This is a genomic window from Providencia sp. Je.9.19, assembly GCF_051129765.1.
Classification (GTDB): domain Bacteria; phylum Pseudomonadota; class Gammaproteobacteria; order Enterobacterales; family Enterobacteriaceae; genus Providencia.
On sequence record NZ_JBCPSS010000001.1, the window covers coordinates 479,009 to 500,936 of the forward strand.

The following is a 21,928-nucleotide window of genomic DNA, read 5'->3' on the forward strand; positions in this document are numbered from 1 at the left end:
GCAGCTAATCTGTCTCGATATGAAAGGTAAGAGTATGCAACAGAAAGTCGTCAGTATCGGTGATATCAATGTCGCGAATAACCTACCATTTGTTCTATTTGGTGGAATGAATGTGCTGGAATCGCGTGATATGGCAATGAAAGTGTGTGAGCACTATGTCACTGTGACACAAAAATTAGGCATCCCTTATGTTTTTAAAGCCTCTTTTGATAAGGCTAATCGTTCATCTATTAATTCTTACCGTGGTCCCGGTCTTGAAGAAGGTTTGAAAATTTTTCAAGAACTGAAAGATACATTTGGTGTGAAGATCATCACGGATGTACATGAAGCGGCTCAAGCACAACCAGTTTCTGAAGTTGTTGATGTCATTCAATTACCTGCATTTTTAGCTCGCCAAACAGATTTAGTTGCTGCCATGGCAAAAACGGATGCTGTGATTAATATTAAAAAACCACAATTTATTAGCCCAGGCCAAATAGGCAATATCGTTGAAAAGTTCATCGAAGGTGGTAATGATAAAATCATCCTTTGTGATCGTGGCGCAAACTTTGGTTATGATAACTTAGTTGTGGATATGCTTGGTTTTAATGTCATGATGCATGCATCTAAAGGTTGTCCTGTTATATTCGATGTGACCCATTCTTTACAATGTCGTGACCCATTTGGTGCCGCATCTGGTGGTCGTCGCGGCCAAGTGGCTGAGCTCGCAAGAGCAGGTATGGCTGTCGGCTTGGCAGGCTTATTCCTTGAAGCACATCCAGATCCAGAAAATGCGAGATGTGATGGTCCTTCGGCATTACCTCTTGATAAACTCGAACCTTTCCTCGCGCAAATTCAAGCAATTGATACCTTGGTGAAAAGTTTTCCAGAGTTAGATACTAGCCGTTAATTCAGGTTTATCATGCAACTCACACAAGTAGTTTCCATGTTCGGCGCTGATCTTCAGCGCCGATATGGTGAAAAAATTTATAAAATCACGCTGCACGGTGGTTTTAGTTGTCCTAACCGCGATGGTACGCTTGGCCGCGGTGGCTGTACCTTCTGTAATGTCGCTTCTTTTACTGACGAAAGTCAGTCATCTCAGACGATTACTGAGCAAATTAATAGCCAAATTAATCGTATTTCTCGAGCAAAGCGTTACCTGGCTTATTTCCAAGCCTATACCAGCACCTATGCGGAAGTTCACCTTCTAAAACAACTATATGAAGAAGCTCTAAGGCAAGCTGATATTGTTGGTTTATGTGTTGGAACCCGCCCTGATTGTGTCCCCGATTCGGTTTTATCACTATTAAGCCATTATCGCGAATTGGGTTATGAAATCTGGCTAGAACTTGGTTTACAAAGTGCTCATGATAAAACACTACATCGTATAAACAGAGGCCATGATTTCGAGGCCTATCAAACAACAACACAAAAAGCGCGTCGTTTAGGTCTTAAGGTTTGTACCCACTTAATTTGCGGCTTGCCGGGAGAGGATGCTCAAATGAATATGCAAACCTTAGACAAGGTGCTCGAGTGTGGAACTGATGGTATTAAGCTGCATCCATTGCATATTGTGGAGGGCAGTGTAATGGCAAAAAGTTGGCGAGCTGGGCGATTAGAAACGCTTTCATTAGAGGAATATACCGAGATTGCAGGGGAAATGATCCGCCATACACCTTCCGAAATTGTTTATCATCGGATCAGCGCCAGTGCTCGAAAGCCAACCTTATTAGCACCACAATGGTGTGAAAATCATTGGGTAGGAATGAATAATTTATATCAATACTTTTTGCAACATGGTGGGCAGGGTTCTGCACTGCTTTAACATTTACTGGCTTAATACGCATTGCCAAAGGTCTATATGAACATCATTGAAAATGTATTTAGTAAAATTGTTCTTGTAACTATGAGTTTATTCATTTCAATCGGTTGCACAGTATGAAATTGCAGAAATGTATTTTTCGGGGCGTGGTGTTGAACGAAATATGCAAAGTTCACAATCTTGGGCTAATGAGATGTATTGTTTTGAATAAATAATAAAATACCGCCACATGAAGTGTCATATGGCGGTATTTTATTTACGATTTTGAATTTTTAGTGTCAATACTGTCTGTTTGTGTTCTTGCGTTATTCATTGCTTCGAGTTCTTCTATTGAACTCTCCATTGAATTATGGAAGCTTAGAACGCCGTCTATAGGTGTCATTCTGGCACGGGCAAGCGTCTTCAATGGTTGGAATGGAATATCACATACTACAATATGAGTGTCTTTACGTACCGCCTCAATAAATTTTTGAAATGCTTCTAAGCCCCCCGCATCAAGAACAGGAACTGCATCCCATTGCATAACAATACTTTCATAGCCCGCACTTTTAACACGAAGTTCATCAAAAATACGTTCCGCAGCTGCAAAGAATAATGGGCCATTAATTCGTACGACTAAGCGTTTTTTTGCTTCATCCGTTTCAGGCAGTTGTGTCGATCGTGTCATATTAGCGATACGACGCATGAATAGCAGTGATGCGAGTACAATTCCAACGGTAATGGCAATAACCATATCAAACAGCACTGTGAGCGACATACAAAGTATTAGAATGATGATGTCATCTTTAGGTGCGCGCTTTATTAAATAAACGACTTTACTTGCTGCACTCATATTCCATGCAACAATTAGCAGTAGTGCAGACATGGCGGCTAATGGTAAATATGACAACATGGGTGCTAATACGAGTAGTGTTAATAAAACTAAAATTGAGTGGATAATCGCTGAAATTGGTGAAGTTGCTCCTGCACGTACGTTTGCTGCTGAGCGTGCAATCGCAGCTGTCGCGGTGATCCCTCCAAAGAAAGGTGCTGCAATATTACCAATCCCTTGCCCAATAAGTTCACTATTGGAATGATGTTTTTTACCTGTCATATTATCGAGAACAACTGCACACAACAGTGATTCTATTGCGCCAAGTATCGCCATTGAAAATGCGGCAGGCATTAAAGCCGTGATCATCGCCCAGCTAATAGGGGCACTACCAGGTAATTCCCAAGGTAAAATAAATTGCGGTAAAATAGGCGGAATACCACTGCCTTCAGTACCATCGGGTAATAAGTAGCTAAATTCAGAGCCAATAGTCGCAACTTGCATATCAAATAGTGAAAGTATCCACATGACGAAAGTACCAACAACTAATGCAGGTAAGTGACCCGGTAACTTTAATTTCAATCTAGGCCAAAAAATCAGTACTAGTAGAGTGGATAAGCCAATTAGCGTATCGCTATATTGAAACGTCGGAAAAGTATTCGCAATCGCGATGACTTTATCGACATAGTTCTCGGGGACATGCTCCATTTGCAGACCAAAAAAATCTTTAATTTGCATCGTTGCAATAGTGATAGCAATACCGGAGGTAAATCCGAGAGTTACCGAAACAGGAATATATTCGATAAATTTACCAAATCGAGCAAAACCCATTGCGAGTAAAATAATACCCGACATGAGGGTGGCAACAAGTAACCCACTTAATCCAAATTGCTGCGAAACGGGGTATAAAATCACTACGAATGCGGCTGTCGGTCCCGAAACACTATAACGAGAACCCCCAGATATAGCGATGATAATGCCTGCAATTGCGGCAGTATAAAGGCCATACTGTGGGGGCACTCCGCTGGCAATTGCCAATGCCATTGCGAGTGGTATTGCAATGATACCAACTGTAATTCCAGCAATTAAATCTTTGATAAAACGAGGAAAAGTATATTTTTCCTTCCAACATGAATCAATTAGCGCACTAAAAGGGCGCAATCTATTAATTTTTTTTGTACTCATTGTACCCTACCAAAATAACAGGGTGAAAATAAACGTATAAGAATACGCTTATCGGATTAAAAAAATCTGTTATGTATCAATGAAACCGTAATTATCATAACGTTTTCGGCCACTAAAGTAAAAAAGCGTTATATCCTAAGATAGGTATTGTTCAATATAGTTAAAGTGTAGTTAATTTGGCAATTTAAGATATTACTTTTTATTTAAAAATTATTTTTTAAATAAAAAACTAAACTATTAAAAGAGATTGATTTTTGCCATATTTTATTCAGTCAGTTTCCTTAACTTTAGTATTTAAATGGCTAAATGGTCTTAACTATAATTGAAAGTAATAGCCATCCCCACAGTAGGACAATAGAAACTAAACAATAATTAAATAGTTTCTTTGTGCCAGACCAACGTTTTTCCATACTGTTAATGGGTTGTTTATTCGGGAAAAGATAAAGAAATGCCTCATCAAAATGGCGGTCGGTACCCTGATGATAAATGAGTTTGAAAAAATGATTATCTAACCATAAGCGGTAAATATAGTAGTGATTAATAATAAATAAAGTCGTACCAATAAATAAACTAATTCGATTCGAAAATGAGCAAAGATATAATATAAATTGACACGTAAAAGCGAGTAAAGAGCCTAGCGCGAAATAACGCCAACTTGCTGTTAAAATGATAATCACTTCTCCGTTATTTTTATTTGTTAATAGATTCATGACCTCACTCTCTTCATCTGAAATTGTTCATACCACTGACATAACTGAGACACGGTTGCTGCATTTAAAACAACTTGTGGCCGTGCTTGTTTCACTATTTTGATTGCCTCTTCAATGTTTTTAGCGGTGCTATTATGAACGAGCCAAGCAACAGCAACAGTCGCACTTCGCGAATAACCCAGTTTGCAATGAATATAGACTGTACCACTTTTGACTAACGTATCCATGGTATGTACGGATCGTTCAATATCCTCCGGGCTAAGTGGTAACAAATCTATTTGGGGTTGGCTACAATAATTGAGTCCTTGGCTGTAGAAGTTGCGAGGCCATTCGCAAGTCATATCTAAAACGGCTTTCGCTTGCAAAGGATATAGTGGACGGCCTCCCAAAATAATATCTTTATTGACTACGCTGGGTTGCTTACATTGCTTGGCAAAGTAATGATAGGTGCAAGAAGCGAATAGTCGATACGGTAATAGTAAAATAGTAGCTGAAGGCGATATGGTGCCATCAGGTGTTTTTTGAAAAATGGAGGCGCCGGCACCTAAGTAGCCAAAAGTAACTAATAATAAGGCAATAGCTGGCCATAATAGTAACCAAGCGGCACCTTGTATTAAAAAAGCGAGCACAAAGCAAAGAAGTGAAGCTAAACCATAATTTATACTCATTTTAAGGCTACGTGGGCTACCAGTGTAATGCCATTGCCAACGTGTCTTAGTGGGTAAGAGATAACTAATTAGAATGCCAACAGCGAAGCCTGTAACAATATCAATGAAATGATGCTGCCAAGTGGTGAGCACAGAAATTAAAATCAGGATGGCCCAACTGTGCAGTAACCAACGCCATTGTGTTGGGGTATGAGCGCGAAAACGTAACCAAAGGAGCCATAATAAAATAATGTGTAATGAGGGGGCTTGATTAAACGGCAAATCAAAAAGTTCAAGGCTATCAAACATCCAACCCATAACACCTTGGGTGTCTGGGCGAGGAAAACTGAACTTAAGTGGGAAGAGTAAAAAGCCTATACAGGCGATTAAAGAGGCTAAGATTAAACGTAAGCCATGGATGCATTGTTCACGACGAGTGGTGCAAATAAATAAAGATAACCCATAAAAAAGGTCAATACTCCAATAGGGAATGATCGTCCAAGGCCAAAATGGTATATGGTGCTCCCATGAGTACACAATAGAAGGCACAGTGGCTAAAGTGGCGGTATAAGTATTGACCTGCCCATAAGTGAGGAAGAAAAATGGTGCCAAAAATGCTAGCCATAAAAAACCAAATAGCCAAATTTGGCGACGCGATGACGGTTGTTCTGATATATGAATGGCAGTCATATTCTGGCTCTATTCCTTTAAGTGGAAGCTTTAGTCCTGTTATTCGGTTGTAATGCTATATGTTAAATATTTTCATTGTAGTCTTGTGATTCAGTTACCACAGGATAAATAGGGTTAACTCACTTTATATGCATTGAAATGCTTTCGATAAATTAATAAGTTAATAAAATAGGTTGTTTGGCGAGAAGAATCAACTTATGTAAGTTATGACAAGCACCGATAGAGGCTGCCTGTCATGATGAGTCTTTAGTATGGTTATTAATCAATTAGAATTAACTATTTAGAATTACTTTCAGGATCACGGCGCCTAGCAATAGACACGCTAAATATCCCGCAGTTATCAATAGATTGGTTTAGTTTCTCAAATCCAGCAGCATCAACTAATGCATCCATTTCACCTTGACTACGACAACGCATAACCCAAGCTTGGCCACCTTGATGGCTTGGCAATACTCGTGCAATCATTTCAACTTGAGGATGCCAAGGTTGGCAGGTATAGATAAGTAATCCGCCCGAAGGGATAGCACGAGCTAAACCACTTAATGAAGCTTTAATCAATTCGTTACTTGGAAATAGTTCATATAAACCACTGACAACACCTAAAGTGGGTGCAGGCGTGACAGCGGCTAAATCATCAGCATCAAAGGCATTGCCTTCTTCAAAACGTATTTTACCTTCTAAAAAACGTTCTTTAATATGTAGCCGGCCTTGTTCTACGTTAACAGGGCTGTAATCACGTAGTAAAACAGATTGCACTTTCCCATAATCATTAATTGCATCAAAAATATAACGACCTTGTCCTGCGGCAATATCCATAATATGCACGGGTTTACCACTATCAGTTAAATCACGGATAGCTTGACGGATAATATTTTCAATATTCACTTTCCGCTGGCGAATGCCTTGCCAACCAATACTATTGAGATATTGTCTGTCCATGACTCGGCCAAATAATCCGTTACCTTGTGCCTTATCACGATACACATAATCAAGGGTTGAACCTGAGTCAAAACCCTTATCATAGCCGATACGTATACCTTCCGATGCTTTACCAAGGCTACTCATTGATTTGCTCATTATTTTATAAGCGATATTTTTAGGACACCAATTTGGTAATGGCGCCGTTAATGCACGAAAAGCATCAGCACTTACGCTCCAAGTGTCTTCAAATTGATAATCATGCTGGTAACGAGGGAACTCAAAGAGTTTAGTAATAAAACTACGCATTTTTTCGATCGGAATATGTCGCTCTTTTTCACCTAGGGTATCGTGGTAGAAGCCAGCCAAAACATGTTTCTCTTTGATTGGCGTATTGAGCCTTTCATAAAATTGATGTTGTGGCTTGTGGTGAACGACGTGATCGTTTCCAGAAATAAAGAGTTGAGTTGGTAGCGTTATTGCTCCTGCATCGGCGACAACACGTTCTGCCGTTTTATATAGTTCAAGCAAAATATTGACGGCAATAGGGCGAGTTATTAATGGATCGCGGTTAAATGACTCAATACGTTTTTCATCATGAGTAAGAAATTTAGCTTTGACATAAGAGTTTACGTAAAATAATCCGCGTATTTTTTGCATAAGCCCTAAGCCGCTACGTGCAAATGGGACATAAAGTTTTACTTTAAAAGCGGGTGATGCTAACACCATTCCTCGTATTTTAGGTGCATAATCGTGAACCCAAGCAGAAACTAAAACCGCCCCAACACTCTGGCCAACAACTATAATATTTTCTAAAGGAATTTGGTATTGTGTTGAAATATAACGGACGAACTCATCTACATCGCTGATTGATGTGCCAAGGGATGGGCTATAACCACGAGGACCGTCATTTTCGCCATGCCCGCGGGCATCCCATGCAAACATGGCATAATCAGATAAATTCAATTCATCGACTAAATGGGCAATACGACCTGAATGTTCATGGCCACGATGAAATAAAATTATGGCTTTATCTGTAATATCTTCCGTTGCCCAGTAGCGGTAAAAAAGAGATGTATGATCACTTGTTTTAAAATGAGATTCAACCACAGGGCGTTGTGTCATATAGTCTGTCTGAAAGTTCATCATTATTCCTTAATGAGTATCCATAGGACGGCCAAGTTCAGCCATAGCACGGTGGATACGGTTATAACAGGTATACAATAACAGCACAGAAATAGCGGCAAAAAGGTAATTAGTCCAATTAGCAAAGGCTATTTGGGGAAAAATGCAGGTTACTAAGCCTAGAGCACCAAAGATAAACGCACGGTCACTTTTACCAATCGGGCCATCATAACGTCGAGAGGCACCAATCGTTTGTGCAAGCACACCAATAAACTCAGTGAGTATGGCTAATAATAGGATAAGTAAAATCCACCAAGATGCATTTGGAAAAAGTAGTGCGAAGGGAAGATACAGGGCAACATCGGAAATAACATCACCGAGTTCATTTAATATAGCGCCAAAGTGGCTTTTTTGATTATGTTCACGGGCTAGCATGCCATCAATAGCATTTAGCGCCATGCGAATGAATAAGACAAAAGGTAATAAAATAAACAGGCGAGGATTAGGAAAAATAAATAACAAAACACCAATAAAAATAGATAATAGCAGCGCAGCAAGCGTTACTTGATTAGCTGTAATACCTGCTTGAAATAGCCTATAAACAATAGGGCGAAGTAGATCCTGAAATTTAGGTTTTAGATCATAAATTGTCATTTAGTTATCCTTACTAATCACCGCAGTTATTCTACAGATTTGTGACATATCAATACGCTATTATCGATTAGCTGCAATAAGACCTATCCTAAGTTAATCTTGGGATGAATTGTCATTTAATTATGAGGTTAATAAAAAAAGATAGGTAACGTAATGATATTAAATCATATTTTAAGAATGCAAATGAACTAAAAGATTAAGCCGAATTAGTTATGATCTGTTCCATGAAATATCAAATATCAATGTCATTTATCTCATTACAAACCTGTAGGATACAGTCACGAAACCATTTATGAGCAAGGTCACTGTGCATCTTTGGATGCCATAATAACGAAATGTTTAATGAAGGAATTGAATAAGGTAATGGAAAACTAAACAGTGATTGTTTTAAAACTTGGTTACGCAAAATATGAGTAAATCTTTTAGGAAGAATAGCAATGAGTTGACTTTGGCTCACGATGGTAATTGCTGTTGAAAATCCAGTGACGTTGAGAATGGCGGGTTTAATTGTGTCAGTAGAAGTGCAAGCACAATTTTCATGGGTTAGTTGATTAAATGGATATTGTCGTTGTACACCAATGAAATCATAGTTATTTAATAATTCTAGTGTTATAGGTTGCTTAACGAGTGGATGCGTAACATTACATACCCCAATGAATACATCACTAAACAGGAAACGGCTTTTGAGTTCTGGATCAGTATTATCAGTAATGACACTAATTTCTGCATCAATATCACCTTGCTTAAGCTGTTGAGTGTGTTTAATTTCTTTACTGATAATTCGAAGAGTCGCATTCGGTGCTTGTTGTCTGATTAATGTTAATAATGCTGAACCGTAGTTTTCCGCAAAACCCGCGGAGGCACGAAGTGTAAATTGTCGAGATAAAACGGCTAAATCAAGCTTATTGGGAACAACAAAGACATATTCAAGTTGATCCATTAGTTGTGATACTTGTGCTCTAATGCTTAGGGCATAAGGCGTGAGCACCATTGTTCTACCTGATTTCATCAACAAAGGGTCATTGAGCGATGTACGTAAGCGGTTTAATGCACGGCTCATCGCAGATACACTGAGATTGGAACGCTGCGCTGCTTTTGTTACATTGCATTCTGTTAGTAAAGCATTAAGCATTACTAACAGATTTAAATCGATATTTAGCATATTGGACTCACCACCATATTGCATTAATGCACAATTTTGCACTAAGCCTAGTTGTCAGAATTATTGTCGATATTTTGCTTTGTAACATAGCGCTGATGAAAAAATAATAGATTTAACGCTACAAACATTAAAACTGCACTGATGGCAAAGGTCAATCTAAAACCGGCTACTATATTTTCTTGTGGCATCGCTGCATTCATTGTACCACCTGCGGCAAAAGCAAATAATGTTGCCATTAATGCGGCACCATTAATTAAACCTAAATTACGCGATAAATTAATCACGCCAGCCAGTAATGATTTTTTATTTGAATTAACTCCAAATAGGATTGCAGTATTATTTGCGGCTTGAAATGCGGCATAGCCAGATGTAATCAGCGTAATAAAAAGAAGATATAAGCTAATGGATAAGTGTTGAGCAAAGAGTGCAAATAATGTGAATCCTGACACCATGCAGATGAGTGCATAAAAAATAATCGTGTTTGGATTAAACTTATCAACTAATTTTCCTGCGGGTAATCCTACACAAGCAGCAACTATTGGACCACAAGACATTACAAGCCCCATTTGCCAAGGGGATAATACTAATTTATACAATAAATAAAATGGCCCAACAATTAACGTTGTCATCATTACGGTTGCAACCAGTAGGCTAAGAATTACGCCAATAAATAGAATGGGTTGCTTTAATAATTCAATAGAAATGACAGGATGAGCTATACGTTTTTCAACAATTACAAATGAAATTACGCTCATCACTGATAGTGCTATTAATAAGAAGCTATAGCTTCCCCAGTTCACGATACTAAAGGTATACAGAATAATTGCCATAGTTAGCAGGGAAAGACCTAGAATATCAATGGGTTTATGTTCAATAGGGTCACTGGCTTGTTTTGGGACAAAACGGATGATGAGGAATAAAGCAATAATAGAAAAAGGAATATTAATTAAAAAGATAGCTTGCCAGCCCCATAAGTTTATTAACAATCCACCTAAAGTAGGACCTGCCGCTGTACCGATAGCCGATAATGAACCTATCAGTCCCATGGCAAATCCGCCTTTATTTTTTGCATTTAATCCTGCAATCATTGCCATGGTAGTATTGATCATACCTGCTGCCGCAACGCCTTGTAGAATACGAAACCCGATCAACCAATTTATTGTTGGTGAAAGTCCACTTAATGCAGAAGCAATGATAAAGAGGCTCAGTGAAAATAATAAAATGGTACGACGATTGATGCGATCGCCAAGGCTACCCGTCAAAATAGCAGCGCTGGTTAGGGTAATTAAATAGGCTACGATAACCCACTGAGCTTGTGAGAATGAGGCGTTAAAAGCTGATATTAGCGAGGGTACCGCAATATTAGTAATGCTAGTACTGAGTGAAGACAGAAATATTGGTAAAGAAAGCGCAATAAGATATCGCTTTAATGAATTAATATTTTGCATATTATATTCGACCCATAGTTTGAATGGTTAAAAACTAAAGGTAGATTAATGCGTTTATGCCATAGTCAGAAGAGGCGTTAACCGAATAGCAGTGTTGCATTAGAGGCTATAGTTGCTATGTGTTTCAATATGATTATTTCTTTCTATTTTTGAGCGCATTCGCTTAAATTGGCTTGGTGTCATTGTGGTCATTTCTTTAAATTTTCGACAAAAAGCACTGTGATCTGCATAAGCGCATTTAATTGATATATCAGTAATAGAATAATCTTCATCTAATAATTCTATCGCATGTTCTAGGCGTTTTTTCTGAATATATTGTTGAGGAGTAATTAAAAAAATAGATTTAAATTGGCGATTTAGTTGTGAAAGTGACAGGCCTGAAATATCGGCAAGTGTTGTGATTTTAATTGCGGTATCAAAATGATGACTAATAAAACGTTCAACTCGGCTAAGTTGGCTATTAAGCTTAGGACTAATAGATTTTACATCTTGCAAATCAACAGAAATTCCCGCAACACCAATCACTTGGTTCCGAGTGTTAAATATAGGTACTTTTGTTGTTAGACACCAACCTAATAATCCTGCTGTATAAAGATGCAATTCAAGTTTATTGATAACACTAATTTTTTTCTGCATTACCAAATAATCTTGTGAACTATAACTTTGACCTAAATCGATATGAAAAATATCCTCGGCGCGTTTACCAATCACATTATTTACGGTGTCAATTTTACAACGTTTAGCAAGGTTTTCATTAGCAAGTAAGTATTTGGCATTATTATCTTTTACAAAAAAAGTCACGTTCGGCAAGGTATTAATTAATGGCATAATCAACCCTAGATGATTAAGAAAATTATTAATATTATCAATAGGGAATAACATATTTTCCTGACTAATCAACAGCAATTTATTTAAGTTAATCATGCAGTGCTCCTGTCCGTTAAACAATTTTTGTTAGTTATCTAAAATATTTTTATATTGTGCAGAAAAGCGCATAAGTTGACTTGAAAGATATCAAGAGTTATTAACAAAAATCAAGCATTCTGTTAACAATTAAATTTTAACAGGGATAATCTAATGCAGAAGCAGTACCGAAAAATAGAAGTTATTGATTCACATACAGCAGGAGAGCCAACGCGTTTAGTTATTAATGGCTTCCCTGAATTGGGTGATTTAAATATGGCTTCTCGTCTAGAAATATTACGCACTCAATATGACCAATGGCGTTGCACCACGATCTTAGAGCCTCGCGGCAATGACATTTTGGTTGGCGCATTATTATGTCGACCACAAAATCCTAAAGCCGCCGCGGGTGTTATTTTTTTTAATAATGAAGGTTATTTAGGGATGTGTGGGCATGGCACGATTGGTTTAATCACGTCATTACATTTTTTAGGTCAGATATCTTATGGCAAACATCTAATTGAAACACCCGTGGGGGATGTTACAGCGCAATTACACCAAGATGGCAGCGTTAGTATTCAAAATGTTTATTCCTACCGTTACCGTAAGGCAGTGCAAATTAATGTGCCTGATGTAGGTGTCATTGTTGGAGATATTGCATGGGGAGGTAATTGGTTCTTTTTGGTCGAAAATTCCCCTATCGATATTCGCTATCGTGATGCTAAAGCGTTGACTGAGCTGTGTTTAAAAATCAAGCAAGCCCTAGCTTCTCAAGGTATATACGGCAAAGATAACCAAGAAATTGACCATATCGAATTATTTGGCTCACATCCCAACGCCAATAGCCAAAGTTTTGTGCTCTGTCCTGGTGGTGCTTATGACCGTTCACCTTGTGGAACGGGAACTAGTGCCAAGCTTGCATGCCTTGCGGCGGATAAAAAATTGGCGGCGGGCGAAATATGGCATCAAGCCAGTGTGATCGGCAGCCAATTCCAAGCCAGTTACCAACCTTCTGATGAAAATGGCATCATCCCAACTATCCGTGGTACTGCCTATATTAGTGGGCAAAATAGCTTATTAATTGATGAGCAAGATCCATTTCGTTTTGGCATCACGACCGCGTGAGGTGTCATCATGACTAAAAAATATCCGGTGATGGTGATTGGTGGTGGCATTATTGGCTTAAGCATTGCGTTATCGGTGCAAGCTGAGGGAACTGATGTCTTATTGGTTGATAAAAATGAGATTGGTTCCGGCGCGTCATTTGGTAACGCAGGGCATATAGCGACCGAACAAGTTTTTCCTATTGCTGATCCTTCTATTTTGAAATCAATTCCCGGTATGCTTTTCGATCCTCTTGGTGCTTTGCGTTTAGATTGGCGATATTTATTACCGCTAACGCCTTGGTTATTGAAATTACTGGGAAATATGCGACATAAACATTTTATGCGCATCCATCGAACATTAGCAATATTCAATAGCGCTTCATTAACCTCATGGCAAGCCTTTGAGCAGAAATGGCAACTAGGTGATTTAGTCAAACTAACTGGCTCGTTGTTGGTTGCAGAAAAGCTAAAAACGCTGGATAAATTAAATCAACATGGGGAATACCTCAACAGTATTGGGGTGCAAAATCAATTTCTAACTCAAGAACAGCTATTGGTTCGTGAGCCTGAATTAGCTACCAGCCAACTCGGCGGGCTTTTTTATCCGAATACTGGGCATGTCACTGACTTGACTGCATTACATGCACGGCTAGTACAAGCGTTTCAACAATTAGGTGGAAATGTGCTGACAGGCTGTGAAGTGATCGCCATTAACTCATCATCGAGTGATAAAGCGTTAGTCACAACAACAGAAGGTGAATTTGATGCACAAAAAGTGGTGATTGCGGGTGGCGCATTTTCTAAGTCATTAGTGAAGATGGTTAGTCGTATTAATGTGCCTCTTGAGACGGAGCGTGGTTATCACTTGATGTTACCGAAAGAAATCAACAGGCTGACTGTGCCCGTATCTAGCATGGATCGGCGTTTTATTATGACGCCAATGAAGGGGGGATTGCGTCTTGCAGGTACAGTTGAATATGCAGGGTTGATGCGTCCACCTAACATGCAGCGGGCACGCCACTTTATTCCTCTAGCTACGCCGATGCTGAATAAATCATTAAATACCCATCAAAGCAGTGAATGGATGGGGTTTCGTCCGACGACCTCAGATTCATTACCCGTAATCGATAAGAAAGGCCCTTATATTTTTGCTTTTGGGCATCAACACTTGGGACTTACGCAAGCTGCTCTCACCGCAGATATTGTCAATAACTTGATCCACGAGCAACCGACAGTGGTCGATTGTTTGCCTTTTACCATCGAAAGATTTCTTTAATTTTGAGGAGAATTCCAATGAATTTTCATGGCATCCTAGTTCCTATTGTCACACCATTTCATGATGATTTATCATTGAATATTAGTGGGTTAGCTGAATTAACCGAAAAACTTATCGACAGTGGTGTGACAGGTTTAGTGGTTTGTGGAACCACTGGTGAATACTACGCTTTGAATGAAGAGGAGCGTAAAACAGTACTGATGACAGTAAGTAAAGTGGCGAAGGGAAGAGTTACGCTGATAGCGGGGATTAATGATCTATCAACCGAAGGTGCTATTAATCGCGCGGAACAAGCAAAGCAATTAGGTTATGAAGGATTAATGTTATCGCCACCTCCGTATAGCCTACCTGACCAGCAAGGGATATTTGCACATTATCAAAAAGTCGCCTCGTCAACATCACTCCCCATCATTATGTATAACTTTCCTGCGCGTATTGGTATTGAAATTGAATATGACACTGTCGTGAAACTGGCTGAAATTGACAATATTGTGGCCATTAAAGAAAGCAGCGGGGATTTTAGTCGTGCATTACGTCTTCTTCAAACTTCATTTGAGAATTTCGAAGTTATTTGTGGCTGTGATGACCAGCCTGTCGACTTCTTCTTTTGGGGAGCCAGAAGCTGGATCGCTGGATCAGGAAATGTATTTCCTGTAGAGCAAGTGGCTATCTATGAAGCTTCAGTACAAGAAGATTGGGGAAAAGCAAAGCAGATCATGAATGAAATCTATCCTGCAATCTATTCGATGGAATCGGGTAATTATAATCAAAAAGCGAAAGCCGGCTGTTTTAAAAGTGCATTTAAGGTTGGACCCGTTCGATTACCATTAACTAATATTTCTGACTCTGAACGAGATGAGTTCCTTTCTCTTATCACGATAGAAGGGAAATAATAATGAAAATAAGTAAAGAGCAGGTATTTGAACGTGCTAAAAAAGGGAAATTATGGGCGGGTAATTTAATTGAAGATTATCAAAGTAACGCCGCAAAATTAGAGAATCGAACACCTATCGATAACAGTGTGATTGGTTATATTGCTGATGGAAGCGTGAGCGATATCGATGCTGCCGTTAGTCTTGCTCGCTCAACATTTAAAGCGGGTAACTGGCGTGGGTTATCACCCCAGCAACGAAAACAAGTTATGTTACGGTGGGCGCAATTGGTTGAAGAACACAGTGAAGAGCTTGCTGCACTTGATTGTATCGATGCAGGTAAGCCAATTACGGAATGTTTGAACACTGATTTACCCGCTACCATTGAAACTTTTTATTGGTATGCAGAAGCTGTAGATAAATTATTTGGTAAGGTCGCTCCGACGAGTCAACAAGAGTTGGGTTTGATTGTACATGAGCCGATTGGCGTCGTCGGCGCTGTATTGCCTTGGAATTTTCCTGCTCAGATGTTTGCTTGGAAAGTTGCACCGGCATTAGCGGTAGGTAATTCCGTGATTGTAAAACCCGCAGAATTAACGTCATTAAGCGCTTATCGCTTAGTGGAACTTGCTTATGAAGCGGGCGTACCTAAAGGTGCGTTGAGTTTAGTGTGTGGATTAGGTGAAAAAGTTGGGGAGGCGCTTGGCCGACATAGTGATGTAGATATGGTCTCTTTTACCGGTTCAACTGAGGTAGGGCGCTTATTTTTAAAATATTCGGCAGAAAGTAACTTAAAGGAAATCGTTCTTGAGTGTGGTGGAAAAAGTCCGCAAGTAGTGTTCGAAGATGCTGACATCGATGCTGCTATTCCTCATATTATGGCTGCTGCGTTTTGGAATATGAGTGAGAATTGCAGTTGTGGTTCGCGGCTTATTGTGCATGAACGGATTAAGCCATTATTACTCGAAAAACTGATTGCAGCGGCCGCATTATGGAAAGTAGGCAATCCGATGGATGCTGATGTTTCTATCGGTCCCATGGTAGAAGAAGCGCATTTTGAAAAAGTTAAATCATTTTTAGCGCTCACAATTAAAGAAGGCGGGCATCTTGTTACTGGGGGTAAAATACACAGTGAAATAGGTGCTGGTTGGTATATTGAACCAACAATTTTTGATGATATTACACCACAGATGTCGCTTTTTAAGCAGGAAGTTTTCGGACCTATTTTAGCCGTTACCTCTTTTAATACAGATGAAGAAGCGGTCGCATTGGCTAATGATACTCAATATGGGCTTGCGGCCTCTTTTTATAGTCAAAATATCCATCGTGTGATGAATATTGCACGGCAGATCAATGCGGGCACTATTTCTATTAATGGATTTAGTGAAGGAAATATTACCACACCGTTTGGCGGTTTTCGTCAATCAGGTTTTGGGGGGAAAGACAACGGAATTGAGGCATTTGAACAATACACCCAAACTAAAGTTATCTGGTTTATCAATCATTAAATCACAATAACCTGAGCCAATATTGGCTCAGGTTTTTTTTACCCTACAAACATAAAACATATTATTACAATAACGAAGGAGTATTCATATGGAAGCCATCGTAAATACCATCGTTGGTTACATCTGGGGTAATGCATTAGTGATATTATCGCTGGGTGTTGGGCTTTATTTTACGCTGCTCACGCGTGGTGTGCAATTTCGCTACTTAATTAAAATGGTTTGCTTACTAAAAGAAAATAAAGCCTCTAAAGAAGGGATATCATCATTCCAAGCATTTTGCCTTGCACTATCTGGTCGTGTTGGCGTAGGTAATATTGCCGGTGTTGCTACTGCAATCGCAGCGGGAGGGCCGGGAGCTATATTTTGGATGGTAGTCATGGGGCTATTGGGCGGTGCGAGTGCATTTATCGAATCCACATTAGCACAAATTTATAAGCAGCGTTCTGATGGTCAGTATCGTGGTGGCTCTCCTTATTACATTGAAAAGGGCTTAAAATTAAAACCATTTGCGATTATGGTCGCGGTAGTGATTTGTTTATCTTATGGTGTATTAGTGCCGGGTATTCAAGCAAATACCATTGCGGATTCATTCCAAACCTCATTTAATATTCCCCCGATGGTGACTGGTGCGATTGTTACCGTATTAATGGCATGGCTAATTTTTGGCGGTGTCAAACGTATAGCTAGTGCTGCCGATAAAATTGTACCGTTGATGGCTATCGCTTATATCATCATGATGGTCATTATTTTAGGAAGTCACTTCGAAAAAGTGCCAGCGATGTTCAGCTTAATATTCCGTAGTGCATTGGGAATGGATGCGGTATTTGGTGGAATTATTGGTACTGCGGTTTCGTGGGGGGTACGCCGCGCTGTATTTTCGAATGTTGCAGGTGCCGGCGAGGCAACATTTAGCTCAGCGGCAGCCGAAGTTAGCCATCCCGTAAAACAGGGCCTTATCCAAGCATTTTCTATTTATATTGATACTGTTGTGGTATGTACTGCATCAGGTTTGATGATTTTAGTGACCAATATGTACAATGTATTCCCTGATGGCTCTGCAACGGCGTTAGTTGAATATGTCCCTGGTGTCGCGGCTGGTACAGCTTGGACTCAAATGGCCGTATCAACGGTATTTACCTCCGCGGGATCGGGGTTTGTCTCGATAGCTGTGTTCTTATTTGCATTCACCACTTTGATGGCTTACTACTATATAGCAGAAACGACCATAGTTTATCTCGACCGCAAGCTCTCTTATCCAGTCTTAAAATTGATACTAAAATTTGTTTTTTTAGGGATTGTTTTTATGGGAAGTGTGCAATCCGTTAGTATCATGTGGGGGCTGGGTGATATTGGTTTTGGTAGTATGAGCTATTTAAACTTGGTCGCAATTGTCTTTTTATCTAAGCCAGCGCTTAGGGCTCTTAGAGATTACGAAAGGCAGGAAAAACTTGGGGTTGACCCAGTGTTTGATCCTAAAGTTGCCGGTGTTGAAAATGCAGAGCTTTGGGAAGACATCAGTCGTGAATATCATGCGAAAGGTTATGGTGTTATTCAAACAGAAATTAAAACTGAAAGCAGATTGACTAAGGAAGAGTTAATTGAAAAGTAGATATAAAAATTTGCTTAAAAATGGCGGTGAGAGAGGGGTTCGAACCCTCGATACGTTCGCACGTATACACACTTTCCAGGCGTGCTCCTTCAGCCTCTCGGACACCTCACCGTATTTTTAATGCTGTCGTTACACTATAAGATATAAGATAGAAAAAACTACTTTATAAACTTGCACTGCAACGGGGCGCTACTATAGGGAAAATAGCGCCTTACGTCAACTCCCTATTGCTTATTATTCTTGTTTTTGTGGTTGTTTAGTTAAATAAAAATCAATTTGATTATTATCTATTCGACGAAGTTAGTTTCTAATTTTATTTAATTATTATTTGTTAATTTAAACTGCAAGGTATTATTGCAAAATTCGTTATCTACTTAACAAAATACTGATCGGGTGCAATCTAGATGGTTGTATTGACTTGAAAATAAACTCCTTTACGCACACTCTGTTAGAAACCCAAGAGGAGTTGCCATGAATATTTTATTTTACCACCCATTTTTTGATGCGAAGCAATGGATTGAGGGGATGCGAGTAAGATTACCGCAAGCCAATATTCGTCAGTGGGAAAAAGGGGATAACCAACATGCTGATTACGCGATGGTTTGGTTGCCACCATATGAGTGTTTAGCCGGTAGAAAAGATCTGAAGGGTATTTTTGCATTAGGTGCCGGTGTTGACGCAATCTTAAAACAAGAACAAGACAATCCAGGAACTTTACCCGCAGGTGTTCCACTGATGCGCCTTGAAGATACCGGTATGGCCATTCAAATGGAAGAATATGCAATGGCTAAAGTATTATCTTATTTTCGTCGAATGGATGAGTATCGCCAACTACAATCTCAGCGTCAGTGGAAACCATTACCCGCTTACCAACACGAAGAATTTGTGGTGGGAATTATGGGGGCAGGAGCACTAGGGCAAGCTGTGGCTAAGCGTTTAATTAGTTTTGGTTTTCATGTTAGAACTTGGAGTCGTTCTGAAAAGCACATTGATAATGTGAAAAGTTATTATGGTAAAGACCAACTGCCGAGTTTTCTTTCTGGTACGCGAGTGATTATTAACTTGTTACCGAGCACTCCAGAGACGGTGGGTATCTTGAATCAGCAACTGTTCAGCCAGTTACAGCCAAATTCGTATATCATCAATCTTGCTCGAGGCGCTCATCTTATTGAACAAGATTTGTTATCCGCTCTTGAAATAGGGCAAGTGGCTGGAGCCTCTCTTGATGTTTTTGCTAATGAACCTTTGTCACAAATGCATCCATTTTGGACCCATCCACGTATCGCGATAACTCCTCATGTTGCAGCGTTTACTAAACCATTAGAAGCGATGGATATGATAGCGAGTAATATTAAACGTATCGAAGCAGGGCAAACGCCTGAAGGTATCGTTGATTTAATTCGAGGATACTAATATCTCATTATGTTTCACGTTGTAGCGTTGTTCACTAGCTGCAACGTGAGCGCTTTAAGCGTAAAGCCAAATCTTTACGCTTTTTTAATCCCCCCAGTCTTAATCTTAGGTTATGGGTGGTTTAGCCGACTTTTAAGGTATACTAATTTTAAAGCGTAATCATTTTAGTGAAGTGATTACATAGTAACCGAAAAAGGAACCGGTAAATGAATGAATTCTCAATTGTCTGTCGTATCTTAGGCACACTGTTTCAACGCTCACCAGACGATGTGCTGGTAAAACCATTACTCGATTTAATTGCACAAGACAAACTAAAGGCATCTTGGCCAATTGAACAAGATGAGCTTTGGGCGAGAATGGCAACATCTGTTGATATCAATGCGATTACCAAGGACTATCAAGGAATGTTTGGTGGCACTGAGCCTGCGGTATCTATGCGCGCTAATGATTATGATGCTGAAATTACTGAGCCTGAAATTCGTGAATTTTTGACATTAAGAGCTATGCCATTAACCGATTCTCATACAGATTCATTCGGTGCTTTACTTCTTGCGGCATCTTGGCTTGAAGATCAAGCAGCAGAAGATGAAACTGCGGCGCAAGAAGAGTTGTTTGATAGTTATATTTTGAGTTGGAGTGGGACATTTTTAGGTAAAGTTGAAGCGCATGCTACAACTGTTTTTTATCGCACACTAGCTCAAATTACCCGTGATGCCGTGATTGTATTACGTGATGAATTAGATTCAGAGTAAATGAGAATAAGGATATTTTAAAATATTTTATTGGTAGACTCAGTTAATTGTGATGTAAAAAACGCCACTTAGCCTATTGCTACAGTATTGTCTCACAAGCCCGCATTGAAATTGTGGGTTTTTTGTTGCAACAAATCGAATCAGGGAGTACTTTGCAACTATCTATCTTATAAATATTAATAAATTATGGTTACTCGGATTTTATATTTACTTTGCATAGCATTGATGGTTTTGTTTGCATTTGTATTGGGGATGTCGGTTAATTTAAATTTTAAACCTAGTGTTATTGATGGCGCAAAGTTAGCGGTATCTAACTTTATGTATTTGCCTCAAGCATCTGAATTTAGAGAAGTTAAATTATATGTATCCAGAACTAAGACAATTCACAAAGAGGTGGGTAATGTTTGTGGTGAGGTATATGCATTTAAAAATGACGTACCTTATAAGTACAAAAGATTTATTGTTCAAGCCGCTAAGGACAACAAAGGCAACTATATATACTCATTTCCACTTTTTGACTTCGAGGGTGAGATGATATCGGAAGAAGAGTTCCAAAAAATATGGGAACAACACTGTGCTGAATAAATTATAAAGCTGGAGCCAGTACTGTTAACAGATAGAGTATCCTATTATTGTTTTTCTCTTTTTATTGTTTAATTATTCAAAATTGATAAATAATTTTAATTAAATAAAGAAGGCAACAAGTTTGTTTGTTGCCTTAAATGCTTTTATCAATCAAATTAATTCATGGTCTGAGTTAATCAACTAATGGGATTATTAATTTTCCCGGCTTTATCTCAAGCCCTTTGGCTAATTTTTTTGCTGTTGCCTCAGCGGCACCATTATTAGCATCTAATACATAAACTGGTTGAGTTTCAAAGAAAGTTTCAAGAGAGCTATTTAAGTAAGGAATAATGGCAGAAATTGCGGTATCCATATTTTCAGGGATCACTTTATATTTACTGATATTTAGTTCTTTTAAATAAATAGAGCCTGTTTTTGCATCAAAAATAGGGCGAGCGGTTAATGTTAACTCAATTTTGGCATCAGCTTTACCAATTAATGAATCCAGCTTTACAGTAGCTTCCCCCGTTAAAGCAACTTTACCTGGTTCACTACGACCAATTTCGGATTTTAAATTTGCGAGTTGTATATCTGCATCTGCAAAGCCTGAAATACCGACTTTATGCTCATATTTAACTTTATTGGCTAGGTAGCTATTAATTTGTGATTCATTAATACTAAATTCTGATAATTGGCTACAACCTGCGAGGAGGGCAACGAGCCCCAATATGGTCGCTAATAAAAACTTTTTCATAAAGACTCCTTAGACAG

General features: G+C 39.1%; 19 protein-coding genes and 1 tRNA gene. 10 read left to right on the forward strand and 10 right to left on the reverse strand.

The genetic code is table 11. From position 1 onward, the window contains the following. Nucleotides 1-34 precede the first annotated feature (34 nt). Complete coding sequence (kdsA, locus tag AAZR93_RS02360) at nt 35-889, forward strand: 3-deoxy-8-phosphooctulonate synthase (RefSeq protein WP_294103367.1); 855 nt, start codon at nt 35-37, stop codon at nt 887-889. A 12-nt stretch (nt 890-901) separates the two neighbouring features. Beyond that, nucleotides 902-1,807 carry a TIGR01212 family radical SAM protein gene (locus AAZR93_RS02365; protein ID WP_434718857.1) on the forward strand — a complete coding sequence of 302 codons (906 nt, stop codon included), beginning with the start codon at nt 902-904 and terminating at the stop codon, nt 1,805-1,807. 253 nt (nt 1,808-2,060) lie between these two features. On the opposite strand, the gene dauA is transcribed toward AAZR93_RS02365, so the two are convergent. The 8 genes from dauA to AAZR93_RS02405 all read right to left on the reverse strand — a co-directional run bounded on the left by dauA (nt 2,061) and on the right by AAZR93_RS02405 (nt 12,078). Beyond that, nucleotides 2,061-3,800, reverse strand: a complete 1,740-nt coding sequence (gene dauA / locus AAZR93_RS02370) for a C4-dicarboxylic acid transporter DauA (RefSeq protein ID WP_294103371.1) — start codon at nt 3,798-3,800, stop codon at nt 2,061-2,063. Between the two features lie 302 nt (nt 3,801-4,102). After that, the gene (locus AAZR93_RS02375) at nt 4,103-4,510 is read right to left on the reverse strand and encodes a hypothetical protein (RefSeq protein ID WP_434718858.1); all 408 of its coding nucleotides are present in this window, start codon (nt 4,508-4,510) and stop codon (nt 4,103-4,105) included. Then, on the reverse strand, nt 4,507-5,847 hold the full coding sequence (locus AAZR93_RS02380) for a phosphatase PAP2/dual specificity phosphatase family protein (protein ID WP_434718859.1): 1,341 nt from the start codon (nt 5,845-5,847) through the stop codon (nt 4,507-4,509). The genes AAZR93_RS02375 and AAZR93_RS02380 overlap by 4 nt, the downstream gene beginning before the upstream one ends. A 276-nt stretch (nt 5,848-6,123) precedes the next feature. After that, nucleotides 6,124-7,911, reverse strand: a complete 1,788-nt coding sequence (locus AAZR93_RS02385) for a bifunctional alpha/beta hydrolase/class I SAM-dependent methyltransferase (protein WP_434718860.1) — start codon at nt 7,909-7,911, stop codon at nt 6,124-6,126. 9 nt (nt 7,912-7,920) lie between these two features. Beyond that, on the reverse strand, nt 7,921-8,544 hold the full coding sequence (locus tag AAZR93_RS02390) for a CDP-alcohol phosphatidyltransferase family protein (RefSeq protein WP_434718861.1): 624 nt from the start codon (nt 8,542-8,544) through the stop codon (nt 7,921-7,923). Nucleotides 8,545-8,776: 232 nt separating this feature from the next. Further along, nucleotides 8,777-9,706 carry a LysR family transcriptional regulator gene (locus AAZR93_RS02395; protein ID WP_434718862.1) on the reverse strand — a complete coding sequence of 310 codons (930 nt, stop codon included), beginning with the start codon at nt 9,704-9,706 and terminating at the stop codon, nt 8,777-8,779. A 47-nt stretch (nt 9,707-9,753) separates the two neighbouring features. Further along, on the reverse strand, nt 9,754-11,154 hold the full coding sequence (locus tag AAZR93_RS02400; RefSeq protein ID WP_434718863.1) for an MFS transporter: 1,401 nt from the start codon (nt 11,152-11,154) through the stop codon (nt 9,754-9,756). A gap of 99 nt (nt 11,155-11,253) precedes the next feature. Beyond that, a complete protein-coding gene (locus AAZR93_RS02405; protein ID WP_434718864.1) occupies nt 11,254-12,078 on the reverse strand; it encodes a helix-turn-helix domain-containing protein in 825 nt (274 codons plus the stop codon). Between the two features lie 153 nt (nt 12,079-12,231). Between AAZR93_RS02405 and AAZR93_RS02410 the strand changes: the two genes are divergently transcribed. The 5 genes from AAZR93_RS02410 to AAZR93_RS02430 all read left to right on the forward strand — a co-directional run bounded on the left by AAZR93_RS02410 (nt 12,232) and on the right by AAZR93_RS02430 (nt 18,428). Continuing rightward, a complete protein-coding gene (locus AAZR93_RS02410; protein ID WP_434718865.1) occupies nt 12,232-13,182 on the forward strand; it encodes a proline racemase family protein in 951 nt (316 codons plus the stop codon). Nucleotides 13,183-13,191: 9 nt separating this feature from the next. Next, nucleotides 13,192-14,439 (forward strand): NAD(P)/FAD-dependent oxidoreductase, encoded by a 1,248-nt coding sequence (locus tag AAZR93_RS02415; protein ID WP_434718866.1) that lies wholly within the window; start codon nt 13,192-13,194, stop codon nt 14,437-14,439. Nucleotides 14,440-14,456: 17 nt separating this feature from the next. Continuing rightward, complete coding sequence (gene dapA / locus AAZR93_RS02420; RefSeq protein ID WP_434718867.1) at nt 14,457-15,332, forward strand: 4-hydroxy-tetrahydrodipicolinate synthase; 876 nt, start codon at nt 14,457-14,459, stop codon at nt 15,330-15,332. Between the two features lie 2 nt (nt 15,333-15,334). Continuing rightward, the gene (locus AAZR93_RS02425; protein ID WP_294103388.1) at nt 15,335-16,819 is read left to right on the forward strand and encodes an aldehyde dehydrogenase; all 1,485 of its coding nucleotides are present in this window, start codon (nt 15,335-15,337) and stop codon (nt 16,817-16,819) included. Nucleotides 16,820-16,907: 88 nt separating this feature from the next. Continuing rightward, nucleotides 16,908-18,428, forward strand: coding sequence for an alanine/glycine:cation symporter family protein (locus tag AAZR93_RS02430; protein WP_294103389.1), 1,521 nt, complete (start codon nt 16,908-16,910; stop codon nt 18,426-18,428). A gap of 21 nt (nt 18,429-18,449) precedes the next feature. On the opposite strand, the gene AAZR93_RS02435 is transcribed toward AAZR93_RS02430, so the two are convergent. Next, a tRNA-Ser gene (locus AAZR93_RS02435) sits at nt 18,450-18,539 on the reverse strand. 360 nt (nt 18,540-18,899) lie between these two features. Between AAZR93_RS02435 and ghrA the strand changes: the two genes are divergently transcribed. The 3 genes from ghrA (at nt 18,900) to AAZR93_RS02450 (ending at nt 21,178) form a co-directional block, all read left to right on the forward strand. Continuing rightward, the gene (gene ghrA / locus AAZR93_RS02440; RefSeq protein WP_294103391.1) at nt 18,900-19,841 is read left to right on the forward strand and encodes a glyoxylate/hydroxypyruvate reductase GhrA; all 942 of its coding nucleotides are present in this window, start codon (nt 18,900-18,902) and stop codon (nt 19,839-19,841) included. A 206-nt stretch (nt 19,842-20,047) separates the two neighbouring features. Further along, on the forward strand, nt 20,048-20,593 hold the full coding sequence (locus AAZR93_RS02445; protein WP_434718868.1) for a TorD/DmsD family molecular chaperone: 546 nt from the start codon (nt 20,048-20,050) through the stop codon (nt 20,591-20,593). A gap of 225 nt (nt 20,594-20,818) precedes the next feature. Beyond that, nucleotides 20,819-21,178 (forward strand): hypothetical protein, encoded by a 360-nt coding sequence (locus tag AAZR93_RS02450; protein WP_434718869.1) that lies wholly within the window; start codon nt 20,819-20,821, stop codon nt 21,176-21,178. A gap of 172 nt (nt 21,179-21,350) precedes the next feature. Here AAZR93_RS02450 and AAZR93_RS02455 read toward each other — a convergent pair whose 3' ends face one another. Continuing rightward, nucleotides 21,351-21,911, reverse strand: coding sequence for a lipoprotein (locus AAZR93_RS02455; RefSeq protein ID WP_434718870.1), 561 nt, complete (start codon nt 21,909-21,911; stop codon nt 21,351-21,353). Nucleotides 21,912-21,928: the final 17 nt, after the last annotated feature.

Bases quoted from the DNA above. Each gene is read 5' to 3' on its own strand.
- kdsA (WP_294103367.1), top strand. From the start codon at position 35: ATGCAACAGAAAGTCGTCAGTATCGGTGATATCAATGTCGCGAATAAC.
- AAZR93_RS02365 (WP_434718857.1), top strand. From the start codon at position 902: ATGCAACTCACACAAGTAGTTTCCATGTTCGGCGCTGATCTTCAGCGC.
- dauA (WP_294103371.1), bottom strand. From the start codon at position 3,800: ATGAGTACAAAAAAAATTAATAGATTGCGCCCTTTTAGTGCGCTAATT.
- AAZR93_RS02375 (WP_434718858.1), bottom strand. From the start codon at position 4,510: ATGAATCTATTAACAAATAAAAATAACGGAGAAGTGATTATCATTTTA.
- AAZR93_RS02380 (WP_434718859.1), bottom strand. From the start codon at position 5,847: ATGACTGCCATTCATATATCAGAACAACCGTCATCGCGTCGCCAAATT.
- AAZR93_RS02385 (WP_434718860.1), bottom strand. From the start codon at position 7,911: ATGAACTTTCAGACAGACTATATGACACAACGCCCTGTGGTTGAATCT.
- AAZR93_RS02390 (WP_434718861.1), bottom strand. From the start codon at position 8,544: ATGACAATTTATGATCTAAAACCTAAATTTCAGGATCTACTTCGCCCT.
- AAZR93_RS02395 (WP_434718862.1), bottom strand. From the start codon at position 9,706: ATGCTAAATATCGATTTAAATCTGTTAGTAATGCTTAATGCTTTACTA.
- AAZR93_RS02400 (WP_434718863.1), bottom strand. From the start codon at position 11,154: ATGCAAAATATTAATTCATTAAAGCGATATCTTATTGCGCTTTCTTTA.
- AAZR93_RS02405 (WP_434718864.1), bottom strand. From the start codon at position 12,078: ATGATTAACTTAAATAAATTGCTGTTGATTAGTCAGGAAAATATGTTA.
- AAZR93_RS02410 (WP_434718865.1), top strand. From the start codon at position 12,232: ATGCAGAAGCAGTACCGAAAAATAGAAGTTATTGATTCACATACAGCA.
- AAZR93_RS02415 (WP_434718866.1), top strand. From the start codon at position 13,192: ATGACTAAAAAATATCCGGTGATGGTGATTGGTGGTGGCATTATTGGC.
- dapA (WP_434718867.1), top strand. From the start codon at position 14,457: ATGAATTTTCATGGCATCCTAGTTCCTATTGTCACACCATTTCATGAT.
- AAZR93_RS02425 (WP_294103388.1), top strand. From the start codon at position 15,335: ATGAAAATAAGTAAAGAGCAGGTATTTGAACGTGCTAAAAAAGGGAAA.
- AAZR93_RS02430 (WP_294103389.1), top strand. From the start codon at position 16,908: ATGGAAGCCATCGTAAATACCATCGTTGGTTACATCTGGGGTAATGCA.
- ghrA (WP_294103391.1), top strand. From the start codon at position 18,900: ATGAATATTTTATTTTACCACCCATTTTTTGATGCGAAGCAATGGATT.
- AAZR93_RS02445 (WP_434718868.1), top strand. From the start codon at position 20,048: ATGAATGAATTCTCAATTGTCTGTCGTATCTTAGGCACACTGTTTCAA.
- AAZR93_RS02450 (WP_434718869.1), top strand. From the start codon at position 20,819: ATGGTTTTGTTTGCATTTGTATTGGGGATGTCGGTTAATTTAAATTTT.
- AAZR93_RS02455 (WP_434718870.1), bottom strand. From the start codon at position 21,911: ATGAAAAAGTTTTTATTAGCGACCATATTGGGGCTCGTTGCCCTCCTC.